This is a genomic window from Mesorhizobium sp. B2-4-3 (assembly GCF_006442815.1).
In the GTDB taxonomy this organism is placed as follows: Bacteria; Pseudomonadota; Alphaproteobacteria; order Rhizobiales; family Rhizobiaceae; genus Mesorhizobium.
This window is the reverse complement of sequence record NZ_VFVL01000005.1, coordinates 130676-144434: the sequence shown is the minus strand read 5'-3', so window position 1 is coordinate 144434 and position 13759 is coordinate 130676. Positions and strand designations below refer to the sequence as shown.

At 63.6% G+C, this 13759-nt stretch carries 10 protein-coding genes; 1 reads left to right on the top strand and 9 read right to left on the bottom strand.

The genetic code is table 11. The features are described from left to right. Positions 1-86 precede the first annotated feature (86 nt). The gene (locus FJ956_RS07765) at positions 87-1640 is read left to right on the top strand and encodes a bifunctional diguanylate cyclase/phosphodiesterase (protein ID WP_140673222.1); all 1554 of its coding nucleotides are present in this window, start codon (positions 87-89) and stop codon (positions 1638-1640) included. A gap of 123 nt (positions 1641-1763) precedes the next feature. Here the strand turns inward: FJ956_RS07765 and FJ956_RS07760 are convergent, their stop codons facing one another. The 9 genes from FJ956_RS07760 to nusA form a co-directional block, all read right to left on the bottom strand. Further along, a complete protein-coding gene (locus tag FJ956_RS07760) occupies positions 1764-2771 on the bottom strand; it encodes a class I SAM-dependent methyltransferase (RefSeq protein ID WP_140673220.1) in 1008 nt (335 codons plus the stop codon). A gap of 195 nt (positions 2772-2966) precedes the next feature. Next, positions 2967-5117 carry a polyribonucleotide nucleotidyltransferase gene (gene pnp, locus FJ956_RS07755; protein WP_140673218.1) on the bottom strand — a complete coding sequence of 717 codons (2151 nt, stop codon included), beginning with the start codon at positions 5115-5117 and terminating at the stop codon, positions 2967-2969. Positions 5118-5495: 378 nt separating this feature from the next. Beyond that, positions 5496-5807, bottom strand: a complete 312-nt coding sequence (rpsO, locus tag FJ956_RS07750; protein ID WP_280950871.1) for a 30S ribosomal protein S15 — start codon at positions 5805-5807, stop codon at positions 5496-5498. A gap of 147 nt (positions 5808-5954) precedes the next feature. Continuing rightward, complete coding sequence (gene corA / locus FJ956_RS07745; protein WP_140673216.1) at positions 5955-7049, bottom strand: magnesium/cobalt transporter CorA; 1095 nt, start codon at positions 7047-7049, stop codon at positions 5955-5957. A gap of 315 nt (positions 7050-7364) precedes the next feature. Then, a complete protein-coding gene (gene truB / locus FJ956_RS07740; protein ID WP_140673214.1) occupies positions 7365-8324 on the bottom strand; it encodes a tRNA pseudouridine(55) synthase TruB in 960 nt (319 codons plus the stop codon). Next, the gene (gene rbfA, locus FJ956_RS07735; RefSeq protein WP_140673212.1) at positions 8325-8741 is read right to left on the bottom strand and encodes a 30S ribosome-binding factor RbfA; all 417 of its coding nucleotides are present in this window, start codon (positions 8739-8741) and stop codon (positions 8325-8327) included. A 124-nt stretch (positions 8742-8865) separates the two neighbouring features. Beyond that, the gene (gene infB / locus FJ956_RS07730; RefSeq protein ID WP_140673210.1) at positions 8866-11439 is read right to left on the bottom strand and encodes a translation initiation factor IF-2; all 2574 of its coding nucleotides are present in this window, start codon (positions 11437-11439) and stop codon (positions 8866-8868) included. Next, positions 11436-12086, bottom strand: coding sequence for an RNA-binding protein (locus FJ956_RS07725; protein WP_140673208.1), 651 nt, complete (start codon positions 12084-12086; stop codon positions 11436-11438). Before FJ956_RS07725 ends, infB begins: the two co-directional genes overlap by 4 nt. 38 nt (positions 12087-12124) lie before the next feature. Next, positions 12125-13720, bottom strand: a complete 1596-nt coding sequence (nusA, locus tag FJ956_RS07720; RefSeq protein ID WP_140673206.1) for a transcription termination factor NusA — start codon at positions 13718-13720, stop codon at positions 12125-12127. Positions 13721-13759: the final 39 nt, after the last annotated feature.

Genomic DNA, 13759 nt, shown 5'->3' with positions numbered 1-13759 from the left:
TAGCGTTCCAGTAAAATTGGATGCATTGGCGGAAACTCATTTTAAGGAGATATCCGCTATAAGGCCCCCTAATCTAGGGGCCATGCATGCCTGCAGTCAGCAATCCGAAACGGACTCCGCTGTTCCGGCTGATCACCATCGCCAGCTCGGGCATGGGCAGTTTCATCCTTGGACTATGGGGGCTGCGGTTCGGCTTCGGCGACGGCATGGCCGGCATGCCGGCCGAAACGATGGCGGCTGTCATTTCCGCTCTCTGCGCCCTTGCCGCTGGCGGAGCAGCACTCTCGTTCTTTGCCGGCGTCGATGAATCGGCGGCCTATGTCTTCAAGGAAACCCATTTCGACAAGCTGACCGGCCTTTTGTCGCGCCAGGCCATGGTTGGCAAGATAGCCGAGGCCGCCTCCGGGACGATCCGAACCGGCGAGCCGGTGTTCCTCATCGACATCGATATCGACCGCTTCAAGCAGATCAACGACGCCATCGGCTACAGCCAGGGCGACGAACTGATCCGCGCCTTCACCGGCAGGCTGAAGGACAACATGCCGAAGAACGCGGTGATCGGGCGCATCGGCGCCGGCGAATTCGGCGTGCTGCTGCCGGATCGCGACATCAGGGGTTCGATCGAGCGTCTCATCGAGAAGCTCATCAACGAGATGATGGAGCCCTATCAGCTGCAGAGCCATCTGCAGTCGGTCAGCCTGTCAGTCGGCATCGTGGCGATGCCGAAGGACGGCGTCGACCCAGTGCTCATCCTGCGCCGCTCGAACCTGGCGCTGCAGAATGCGCGCGCCAGCGGCGTCGGCAACTGGTCCGTCTTCCACGCCGACATGGGCCGCGTGGCCGACTACCGGCAGTGGATCGAGTCGGAGTTGAAGACCGCCTTCGACCGCGGCGACTTCAGCCTTCACTATCAGCCGCAGCTCAACCTGCCGAGCGGCCGCATCGTCGGCTATGAGGCGCTGATCCGCTGGAAGCATCCGGAGCGCGGCATGATCCCGCCGATGGAATTCATTCCGATCGCCGAGGAAACCGGCATGATCAATCCGATCGGCGAGTGGGTGCTGCGCAAGGCCTGCAGCGACGCCCGCTACCTGCCGGAGGACTGCTTCGTCGCCGTCAACATCTCGCCGGTCCAGTTCATGACCAGGGATTTCGTCGGCATCGTGCAGGAAGTGATGGAATCGACCGGCATCAAGCCGTCGCGGCTGGAGCTGGAGGTCACCGAGACGGCGATGATGCAGGACCGCGACCGCGCCGCGGCGATCCTGGAGCAGCTTGCCGAGATGGGCATCTCGGTGGCGGTCGACGATTTCGGCACCGGCTATTCCAACTTGAGCTACCTGATCGATTTCTCCTTCGGCAAGCTGAAGATCGACCGTTCCTTCGTCAGCCGCATCGACACCGACTCCAGCTCCGGCGCGATCGTTTCGACCATTGTCGGGCTGTCGCGGGCGCTGGGCGTCGGCATCATCGCCGAAGGCGTGGAGACCGAGAACCAGGCCACCCTGCTCCGAGCGGCCGGCTGCGAGGTCGTGCAGGGCTATCTGTTCGGCCGGCCGGCGCCGCTCAAGGTCGAGCTCGGCGAAGCACGGCCCGCCTTCGGCACGCACGAACCCGCCCGCATCGTCAGCGTGCAATAGAGCACGTCGCTCTTTTCCTGGCGCGATTCCAGACGGAAAACGCTTCACACTTTTTTGAAACTGCTTTTTCCCGACGACGCAATTCCGGACGGAAAACCGCTTCACACTTTTCCTGGAATTGCTTCAGCGGCGCGCCGAAAACACCTTGAACATCCCGTCGCGCGCAATCTCGGTGTGGCTGGCAAAGGCCGTCGACAGCACCTGTTCGTAAGGAAGCTGGCGGTTGGCGACCATGAACAAGCGGCCGCCCGGCTTCAGCGCCTTCGATGCGGCGCGGATCATGCCGGCGCCGATGTCAGGCTGGGCGGCGCGGCCGCTGTGGAAGGGTGGGTTCATGACGATCGCGTCGTAGCGCCGTTCGACCGCCTCGGTGAGCAGATCGATCCAGAAGAAGCGAGGCTCGATGGCGCCATGGACGTTCAACCTGGCCGCTTCCAGGGCTTCGAAATCGGCTTCATAGAGATCAATGGACGTGAGGCCCTGCGAGCCCTGCATGACCTCGGCCGCCAAATAGCCCCAGCCGGCGCAGAAGTCGGCGAGATTGCCCTTGAGATCGCCTGGCAGGTGCGCGGCCAGCAATTTCGATCCCGCATCGACACGGTCGAAAGAGAACATGCCAGGCGTGGTCTTGAAGCCGCCGTCGACGACAAGATCGGGGTTGCCGGCGCGCAGCGTCGCGGCGGCCTCCGTACCGGTTCGCCTGAACCAGAAGGCGACGCCGTGGTGCTTCGGCAGATGGCCTTCCAGCGACGCCAGCGCGTTGATCCGCTTGCGCAGGCTGTCGATGCCATCCTCCTTGCCACCCGCGACCGCGATCAATCCGCCCGGCACGGTGCGTTCGATGGCGTCGGCGACGCGCTGCTCGTTCTGGCCACGATGACGGCCCGCAAGCACCAACGCCTGGTCGAAGCCGGTGCCCTCGGCGCGCGGCGTGACCGCGTAGCCGGACGCCTGCAGGGTTCGAAAATGTGGCCGAAAGCCTTGCACGAGATGCAGCGCCGCATCGAAGCCGGCGGGCAAGCGGAAGCCGGGCTCGGCGCCGAGAAAAAGGACGCTGGCATCCTTTCGCGGCAGAGGCAGCGCCTCGGCCTCGAACGGGTAGAACAGCGTCTTCAGCGGCTCCGCGGCCATTCACCTGCTCCGTAGGACCCTTTGTCCGACACAATTCCGGGCGGAAAACCGGTTCCCGCTTTTCCTGGAATAGCCCCGAAACAAAACGGGCGCGACCTCGCGGCGCGCCCGTCTTGGATTATCCGTAGCTTTTCGTTTGATGCATGTCGTTATCCCAAAACCGCTGCGCACTTTTGGGCGACATGCATAAACCGATCAGGCGGCGTCTTCCTCGCCGTCCGACTTCTTCTTGTCCTGGACGATTTCCTTGCCGGTCGTCTGATCGACGACCTTCATCGACAGGCGGACCTTGCCGCGCTCGTCGAAGCCCATCAGCTTGACCCAGACCTTGTCGCCTTCCTTGACGACGTCTGAGGTCTTGGCGACGCGCTCATTGGCGAGCTGCGAGATGTGGACGAGACCGTCTCGGGGGCCGAAGAAGTTGACGAACGCGCCGAAGTCGGCCGTCTTGACGACGGTGCCTTCGTAGACCTCGCCGACTTCCGGCTCGGCGACGATGGTGTGGATCCACTTCTTCGCCGCCTCGATCTCCTTGGCGTTCGCCGAAGCGATCTTGACCGTGCCGTCGTCCTCGATGTTGATCTTGGCGCCGGTCTTCTCGACGATCTCGCGGATCACCTTGCCGCCGGAGCCGATGACGTCGCGGATCTTGTCGGTCGGGATATGCATGACCTCGATGCGCGGCGCGAATTCGCCGAGCTCGGCGCGGGCGCCGGACAGCGCATGCGCCATCTCGCCGAGGATATGCAGGCGGCCATCCTTGGCCTGGGCCAGAGCGATGCCCATGATCTCCTCGGTGATGCCATCGATCTTGATGTCCATCTGCAGCGAGGTGACGCCATTGGCGGTGCCGGCGACCTTGAAGTCCATGTCGCCGAGGTGGTCCTCGTCGCCGAGGATGTCGGAGAGCACCGCGAAGCGCTCGCCTTCCTTGATCAGGCCCATGGCGATGCCGGCGACCGGCTTTGCCAGCGGCACGCCGGCATCCATCAGCGCCAGCGAGGTGCCGCACACGGTCGCCATCGAGGACGAGCCGTTGGACTCGGTGATCTCCGAAACGACGCGCAGCGTGTAGGGGAACTGGTCCGCGCTCGGCAGCATCGGGCGGATGGCGCGCCAGGCGAGCTTGCCGTGGCCGATCTCGCGGCGACCCGGCGAACCCATGCGGCCGGTCTCGCCGACGGAATAGGGCGGGAAGTTGTAGTGAAGGAGGAACTTCTCCTTGTACATGCCTGTCAGCGAATCGACATACTGCTCGTCCTCGCCGGTGCCGAGCGTGGCAACGACCAGCGCCTGGGTCTCGCCGCGCGTGAACAGCGCCGAACCATGGGTGCGCGCCAGGACGCCGACTTCGGAGACGATCTTGCGGACCGTCTTCAGGTCGCGGCCATCAATGCGCGAGCCGGTGTCGAGGATGTTCCAGCGCACGACCTTGGCCTGGAGTTCCTTGAACACCGAGCCGATCTGCTCGGAGGTGTGTTTGGCCTCTTCGCCTTCGGCCGGCGCAAACGCGGCCTTGACCTTCGCCTTGACGGCGTCGACGGCGGCATAGCGCTTCTGCTTGTCGGTGATCTTGTAGGCCTCGCGAAGCTCGTCGCCGACGATCTTCAGCATCTCGGCTTCAAGCGCGGAATGATCCGGCGCGGTGAAGTCGCGCGGCTCCTTGGCGGCGACCTCGGCCAGCTTGATGATCGCGTCGATCACAGGCTGGAAGCCCTTGTGGCCGAACACGACGGCGCCGAGCATCAGGTCCTCGGAGAGTTCCTTGGCCTCGGATTCGACCATAAGCACAGCGTCGCCGGTGCCGGCAACGACGAGGTCGAGCTTGGATTCCTGCATTTCGTCGATATGCGGGTTGAGCACATATTCGCCGTTGATGTAACCGACGCGGGCGCCGCCGATCGGGCCCATGAAGGGCACGCCGGAAAGTGTGAGCGCAGCGGAGGTGGCGACGATCGACAGGATGTCCGGATCGTTCTCGAGATCATGCTGGACGACGGTGACGACGATCTGGGTGTCGTTCTTGTAGCCGTCGGCGAAAAGCGGACGGATCGGACGGTCGATCAGGCGGGAAACCAGCGTTTCCTTCTCGCTCGGACGGCCCTCACGCTTGAAGTAGCCGCCCGGGATCTTGCCGGCGGCGTAGGTCTTTTCCTGGTAGTTGACGGTAAGCGGGAAAAAATCGAGGCCGGGCTTCGGCTCCTTCATCGAAACGACGGTAGCGAGAACGACGGTCTCGCCATAGGTGGCGAGCACCGCGCCGTCAGCCTGGCGCGCGATCTTGCCGGTTTCCAGGATGAGCGGACGGCCGCCCCATTCGATTTCCACTTTGTGTTGATTGAACATGTCTTGTCCTTCATATGCGGAAAGGGCCGCGCCGTCCTAACGGTCACGGGTTCTCCCTTTCCTGGCTTCCTTCGGGCAGCCACGGGCAAGACAACGGGAGGCTCGTAGGTCCGGCTCATAAGCCGAGCGAGCATCCTGCAATCCTGCCCCATGACCGTCCATGGGGCGGTTCCGAATGGCCCTCTGCGCGTCCGGAACCGTATTTGGCCGACCGATCGGCCGGCTTGCGCATGACGCCGGAAACCGCTGTTTCCGGAACGCGCCCTGCGCGAATGCGAATTCAAGAGCGCGTCGCGCTCCGGCATTATCGCACCGGATCGACCGATGCGCCAATGCGTGACCGGCGGGCCCTCCGAGGAGAGCCCGCCGGTCAATTCGTCAGCGACGAAGACCGAGCTTGTCGATCAGCGTCTGATAGCGCCCGTCATCCTTGCGCTTGAGGTAGTCAAGCAGGCTGCGGCGCTGGGAGACCAGAGCAAGCAGGCCACGGCGGGAATGGTTATCCTTCTTGTGGTCCTTGAAGTGCTCGGTCAGGTTCTTGATGCGCTCGGAAAGAATGGCAACCTGGACTTCCGGAGATCCGGTGTCGCCCTTGGCGGTTGCGAATTCGGTCATCAATTCCTTCTTGCGGTCGGCAGTAATCGACATCGTGCTTTTCCTTATCTGTTGGAGGAAACGGGACGCCCACAGCCGGGATGTCGTCCAGCAGGGGCCAGTGCAAGCGACGCGTCAGGGCGCGAAGCTGCGGCGCATATAGTGCAATTCCGGAAAAAACACCAGCCCAAATGTCAAGCCGGCTTGTCGCAGGTCTTGCCGTGAAAACAAAGGGTTCAGCGGCTATAGCCACTTCTTCCCTTTGAAGAAGAGGATCAGCCCGGCAGCGACAACCGCCATGAACAAAATTGCCGCCGGATAACCGTAATAGGATTTCAGCTCCGGCATGTTCCAGGGTGAGCTTTCCGGATCGAAATTCATCCCCCAGACGCCGACCAGGAAGGTCAGCGGCATGAAGATCACCGAGACGATCGTCAGATAGGAAATGACATCGTTGGTGCGGGCCTGGGTCAGCGAGACATGCATCTCGATCAGGCCGGTGAGCATGTCGCGCTGGTTCTCGACCAGCTCGATCAGGCGCAGCGAATGGTCGAGCGTGTCGTTGAAGAAGATCTTGGTTTCGGCCTTCACGAAGGCCACGTCGTTGCGGATCAGCGTCGCCAGCGCGTCGCGCATCGGCCACAGCACGCCTTTGAGCACGTTGGCGTCGCGCCGCAATTCGTGCAGCTGCCGCATCTGGTGCTTGTGCGGTTTGTTCAGCATCTCGTCCTCGATGCCGTCGACCGCTTCGCTTGCCGCCTCGATCGGCGGGAAATAGCTGTCGACGATGGCATCGATCAGCGCGTAGGCAAGATAATCGGCGCCGCGCGAGCGCAGGCGGTTGGGCATCGCGCCCGCAATGCGCTTGCGCACCGGATCGAACGGATCGCCTTCGCGCTCCTGGAAGGTGACGACGAAATTGCCGCCGAAGAAGAGCGCGATCTGCTCGTAGCGATGCGAGGTGACATCGTCGATCATGCGCATGACGACGAAGGCGTGGTCCTCGAAGAAATCCACCTTGGGCCGCTGGCCGGTGTTGACGACATCCTCAAGCGCCAGCGGATGCAGGTTGAAGATGCGGCCGATCTCCTCGATCAGCGGGATGTTGGCAAGTCCGGTGCAATCCAGCCAGACGACGGGCCATTTCTCGCAATGGGCGTTGAGATCGTCGATCGAGGCATTGTCGATGGTTTTGTATTTCTCGGGCGAGATCAGCGTCAGCCGAAGCTCGCTGCGTCGCGCCGCCGGATCGGCGATAAGCGTGCCGGGCGACGCCCCGACCGGTGGCCGGCGGGTTTTCAGCGATGCCCGCTTCTTGCCTGCATCAGCCTTGGCCATGAGATATCCTCGGGACTCAGCATTGGGCCTAAGCGCGTCGCGCTGAAGCGGATTCAGGCGACGCGCTTAGGCCTTTGTTTTCATGCATGTCGTTATCGCAAAACCGCTGCACACTTTTGCGCGACATGCATTAGATTAGAGCAATTCCAGGAAAAGTGCGCAGCGGTTTTCTGTCCGGAATTGCGTAAATAACAAACACTTAAAGCGCGTCGCGCTGAGACGGATTCAGTCGACGCGCTTTAAGTCTTCGTGTCGATGCATGTCGTTCTCCCAAAACCGCTGCGCACTTTTGGGCGACATGCGCTTAGACCGGATTCACCCGACAAAGACCCGCTTGGGCTTGAACATGCCCTGCTCGATGGCGCCGATAGCGACGAGCTTGCCGCGCGCTGTGGCGCAGGCCTCCTCGGCCTCGACCGGTGCGTCGCGGCCGCGAATGATGACGGGATTGCCGAGGCGGATCTTCGTCGCCGCATCGTCGCTGACCGCGACCTGCGGCAGGCAATCGAGCGCCACCGCCGTTTCGACAAGCAGCGCATCGATGGCGCTGAAATCGATCGGGGCGTCTATTTCGTCCGATTTGTCGTCATTCTTTTCGCCAAAGCGGGCCGCTTCCAGCTCGGCGACCGTGACGAAATCATCCGGCGTGAACGGCTCGACCTCGACGCGGCGCAATTCGGCGATGTGGCCGAAGCAGCCGAGGTCGCGACCCATGTCGCGGGCCAGCGAGCGCACATAGGTGCCCTTGCCGCATTCGACCTCGAAAACAGTCTTGTCGGCATCATGCTCGACGATGTCGAGGCGGCCGATCTCGATCTCGCGCGCTGGTATCTCGACCGTCTCGCCTTCACGGGCAAGGTCATAGGCGCGCTCGCCGGCGATCTTGATGGCCGAGAATTGCGGCGGTGTCTGCATGATGACGCCGGTGTATTTCGGCAGCAGCGCCCTCACCTCCGCCTCGTCCGGTCGACGGTCGGAACTGTTGGTCGCCGGGCCTTCGAGGTCGTCGGTCGAGCGCTCCTGCCCCCAAGCGACGGTAAAGCGATAGACCTTGGCGCCGTCCTGCACGTAAGGCACGGTCTTGGTGGCCTCGCCGAGCGCGATCGGCAGCATGCCGGAGGCGAGCGGATCAAGCGTGCCGGCATGGCCGGCCTTCTCGGCCTGGAACAGCCATTTGATCTTGGAAACCGCTTCGGTCGAACCCATGCCGACCGGCTTGTCCAGCACCACCCAGCCGGAGACCGGCCGCCCCTTCTTCTTGCCGCGACGCGCCACCTATTCCTCGTCCTTATCGTTGTTCTTGCCGTCACCGAGATCGCGCGCGACTTCGGGCGATTTCAGCAACTCATTGATCTTCGCGAAATTGTCGAAGGAGGTATCAAGCCGGAAGCGAAACTCCGGCATGTACTTCATCTGCCTGAGCGCGCCGGAAACACGGCCGCGGATGAACTTCGCGTGCTTGTTGAGCGCCTCGATCACGGCGCCGGCATCGCCCGCGCCGAGGAGCGAGACGAAGGCGGTGGCGATCTTGAGGTCGGGCGACATGCGCACCTCGGACACCGAGACGACGCTGTTCTCGATCACCGGATCGATGATCTCGCCGCGCTGCAAGGTCTCGGAAAGGGCATGGCGCACCTGCTCGCCGACGCGCAGCATGCGCTGGGAGGGGCCTGACGGTGTCGAACGGGGCATTTTTCTCTGGTCCTGAAATCGTGAAGCGCGGGATGGGACCGCGCCACATGTCTCAACATGCATAAGGGGTCTGGGCGGCAGCCTTTCGGCCGCCACCCGTTATTATTCGGCAAGTATACCTGAACTAGAGCGTTCTGGTTACCATCTCGATGCGGAAGCACTCGATGACGTCGCCGACACGCATGTCCTCGTAGTTCTGGAAGGCCATGCCGCACTCCTGGCCGCCCGGCACTTCCGAAACCTCGTCCTTGAAGCGCTTCAGCGTCTTCAGCGTGCCTTCGTGGATCACGACGTTGTCGCGGATCAGGCGAACACCCGCGCCACGCTCGACCTTGCCTTCGGTGACACGGCAGCCGGCGATCTTGCCGATCTTGGAGATGTCGAAGATCTCGAGGATCTCGGCATTGCCGATGAAGGTCTCGCGCCGCTCCGGCGAAAGCATGCCGGAAAGCGCCGCCTTCACGTCATCGACGAGGTTGTAGATGATCGAGTAATAGCGGATCTCGATGCCGGCCGCGGCCGCGGCCGCACGCGCCTGCGCATTGGCGCGGACATTGAAGCCGATGATCGCCGCTCCGGACGTCTCGGCGAGCGAGACGTCGCTTTCGGTGATGCCGCCGGCGCCGGCATGGACGATGCGCGCGCGTACCTCGTCATTGCCGAGCTTTTCAAGGGCGGCATTGATCGCCTCGATCGAACCCTGCACGTCGCCCTTGATGACCAGCGGGAATTCCTTCAATCCGCTCGTCTGCAGCTGCGACATCATCTGCTCGAGCGAGCCGCGCTGGCCGGCATGCTTGGCCACCGCCTTGTCGCGCGCCAGGCGCTGGCGGTATTCGGTGATCTCACGGGCGCGCGCCTCGTTGTTGACGACGGCGAAGCGGTCGCCCGCCTGCGGCGTGCCCTGGAGGCCAAGCACCTCGACCGGCATTGCCGGCGGCGCTTCCGGCACATGCTCGCCGCGATCGTTGACGAGCGCGCGCACACGGCCCCACTCGTTGCCGGCGACGATGATGTCGCCCGGCATCAGCGTGCCGGTCTGCACCAGCACGGTGGCGACCGGACCGCGTCCCTTGTCCAGCTGCGCCTCGATGACCGCGCCTTCGGCGGTGCGGTCGGGGTTGGCCTTGAGGTCGAGGACTTCGGACTGCAGCAGGATCGCTTCCAAGAGCTTGTCGAGATTGGTGCCCTTGGTGGCCGAAACCTCGACGTCCAGCACCTCGCCGCCCATCGATTCCACGAACACTTCGTGGCGCAGCAATTCGGTCCGCACCTTCTGCGGGTCGGCGTCATGCTTGTCGATCTTGTTGATGGCCACGATGATCGGCACGCCGGCCGCCTTGGCATGACTGATCGATTCGATCGTCTGCGGCATCACGCTGTCGTCGGCCGCCACCACCAGCACGGCGATGTCGGTGACCTGCGCGCCTCGGGCGCGCATGGCCGTAAAGGCCGCGTGGCCGGGCGTGTCGATGAAGGTGATCTTCTGACCGTTCTTCTCGATCTGGTAGGCACCGATATGCTGGGTGATGCCGCCGGCCTCGCCGGAGACGACATTGGCGTTGCGGATGGCGTCGAGCAGCGAGGTCTTGCCGTGGTCGACATGGCCCATGATGGTCACGACCGGCGGACGCGACACAAGGTCTTCCGGGCGGTCGGCGATGTTGAACAGGCCTTCCTCGATGTCGGACTCGGCGACGCGGCGGACCGTGTGGCCGAATTCGGAGGCGACCAACTCGGCCGTGTCGGCGTCGATGACGTCGCCCGGCTTGAGGATCTGGCCCTGCTTCATGAAGAACTTGACCACGTCCACGGCGCGCTCGGACATACGCTGCGCCAGTTCCTGGATGGTGATGGTTTCGGGCAGGATCACTTCGCGCATGACTTTCTCGCGCGGTTCATTGTGAAGCGCGCGTTTGAATTTTTCCTGACGGCGACGCATCGACGACAGCGAGCGGGCGCGCGCGTCGTCATCCGACAGCGCCGAGTTCAGCGTCAGCTTGCCACGGCGGCGATCTTCCTCGCTCTTTGTCGGCTTGGCCGGCCGTGCCACTTCCGGCGTCGCAAGACGGCGCGGCGGCGCACTCGCACCGGCACCGGTACGTCTCGGCTTAGCCTCCTCCTCGTCGTCAACCGTGGCGACATCCGCCGCCAGCGGCGCGCGGCGACGAGCCTCTTCCTCGGCGCGCCGGCGGGCCTCGGCCTCAGTCTGGAGGCGTGCCTCCTCCTCGGCCTGACGGCGCGCGGATTCGTCACGTTCGCGCTTGCGGCGTTCTTCTTCCTCGGTGCGGCGCTTGGCATCTTCCTGAGCGCGCTGGCGATCCTCGGCCTCGCGGACCTTGGAGCCTTCCAGCGCCTTGCGACGCGCTTCCATCTCACCGCGCGAGAGTTCGTTCAGGACCATGCCGGAACGCTCCGGCGGCGGAGGCGGCGCCTTCGGCGCTTCCTGCACGACAGGGGCGGCGGCAACAGGGGCAGCGGCGGGCTTCGGCGTGAAGACGGACGCAGCCACCGGCTCCGGCTTGTCACCGGGCAGCGAGAATTTGCGCTTCTTGGTCTCGACCACGACCGACTTGGTGCGGCCATGCGAGAAATTCTGGCGCACGGTGCCCTGCTCGAGGCCGGGGCGCTTCAGCGTCAAGGTCTTCTTCGGCGTAACACTCAACGTCTTATCGTCGCCCGATTTCGTATCGTTCATTCCATATCCTCTGCGGCATCATCTTCGTCAGCAACGGCCGCAAGCATTGCCAGATCGTTCGGGGTACCGCCCCGATATCGGTCGAGCGCAACAACGCGCTTCTCAACCGCCTGTCCCGCGTCCTGCGCGAGAACGGCAGCATGTATCACATTTGTACCCCCCAATGCCAAGCTCAACTCAGCCTCGGAGAAAAGTTTGTAGGCAAGGGTGGCGGGACCGCCGAGATGGACGGTCGCCCGCCGCGCCTGACTGATCTTGCGGACACCATCGTCCGAAGCCTCAGTCGCATGCAGCACCAGAAGCGCCTGCCCGTCGCGCACCGCGCCTTCGACCTTGGCAGCGCCAAGAACGACGGCGCCGGCCTTGCGAGCAAGGCCGAGCATGCCCAGAGCGGATCTGGAGAGCAGACCGTCGACCATGCCGCCGAGGTCGGCCGGAACGGTCACCTGCGCCTTGAAAGCACGGGCAAACAGTTTCCTGGCCGCTGCCTTGTCGATATGTAGGCGGTCGGCGGTAACCCAGCAACCGCGGCCGGGCAGATTTCTCTTGATGTCCGGGACGACGGCCGAATCCGGGCCGACGACGAAGCGGATCAGTTCATCCGCTTCGGCCTGCCTGCGCGTAACGATGCAAGTGCGATCGTTCATCTCGTCCTGGGGCGGGTTGTGTGCGATGCGGTTTCACCTCACGCACCAACGGCTTCGTCAGCCGATGCTTCTTCGGCCACAAGCTCGTCTTCGGTGATCCAGCCAGCCTTCTTGCGTGCGGCCAGCACCATCTCTTCAGCCTCGGCGCGCGAGACGCCATGCGAGGCGAGCACACCAGGATAGACCTTGGTCTCGCCGTCCTTGCGTTCCTTCCAGCCGGTCAGGTCGTCGGCGGCATAGCCGGCGAAGTCCTCGATCGACTTCACGCCGTCCTCGCCGAGCGTCACCATCATGGCGGTGGTCACGCCGGGGATCTCGCGCAGTTCGTCCTTGACGCCGAGCGCCTTGCGCTTCTCGTCGTGCTCGGCCTCGATCTTTTCCAGATATTCGCGGGCGCGGGTCTGGATTTCCGAAGCGGTATCCTCGTCGAAGCCGTCGATCGAGGCGATCTCGCCGGAATCGACGTAAGCCACTTCCTCGACGCTGGTGAAGCCTTCCGAGGCAAGCACCTGGCCGACCATCTCGTCGACGTCGAGGGCTTCCATGAAGAGGGCCGAACGCTCGACGAATTCCTTCTGGCGACGCTCGCTCTCCTCCTGCTCGGTCAGGATGTCGATATCCCAGCCGGTGAGCTGCGAGGCCAGGCGCACATTCTGGCCGCGGCGGCCGATGGCCAGCGACAATTGGTCGTCCGGCACCACCACCTCGATGCGCTCGGCGTCCTCGTCGAGCACCACCTTGGCGACCTCGGCCGGCTGCAGCGCGTTGACGATGAAGGACGCGGCCGATGGCGACCACGGAATGATGTCGATCTTCTCGCCCTGCAACTCGCCGACCACCGCCTGGACGCGGCTGCCGCGCATGCCGACGCAGGCGCCGACCGGATCGATCGAGCTGTCGCGCGAGATGACGGCGATCTTGGCGCGCGAGCCCGGATCGCGGGCGACCGACTTGATCTCGATGATGCCGTCGTAGATTTCCGGCACTTCCATGGTGAAGAGCTTGGCCATGAACTGCGGATGCGTGCGCGACAGGAAGATCTGCGGCCCGCGCTGCTCGCGGCGCACGTCATAGACATAGGCGCGCACGCGGTCGCCATATTTGTAGTTCTCGCGCGGGATCAGCTCGTCGCGGCGGATGATCGCCTCGCCCCGGCCGAGATCGACGATGACGTTGCCGTACTCGACGCGCTTGACGGTGCCGTTGACGATCTCGCCGATGCGATCCTTGTATTCGTCATACTGGCGATCGCGCTCGGCCTCGCGCACCTTCTGCACGATGACCTGCTTGGCCGACTGGGCGGCGATGCGGCCGAAATCCATCGGCGGCAGCTGCTCGGCGATGAAGTCGCCGACCTGGGCATCGGGATTGCGCTCGCGGGCCGTGGAAAGCGCGATCTGCGTGGCGTAGTCCTCGACCGCCTCGACCACCTCCATCAGCCGCTGCAGCTTCATCTCGCCGGTGTTCGGGTTGATGTCGGCGCGGATGTTGGTCTCCTGGCCGTAACGAGAGCGCGCCGCCTTCTGGATCGCATCGGCCATGGCGGCGATGACGATCTGCTTGTCGATCGACTTTTCACGCGCGACCGCATCGGCGATCTGCAGCAGTTCAAGCCTGTTGGCGCTTACAACCATTGTCTTTCTCCCGATTTCGCGCCGGGCATACAGCCCGGC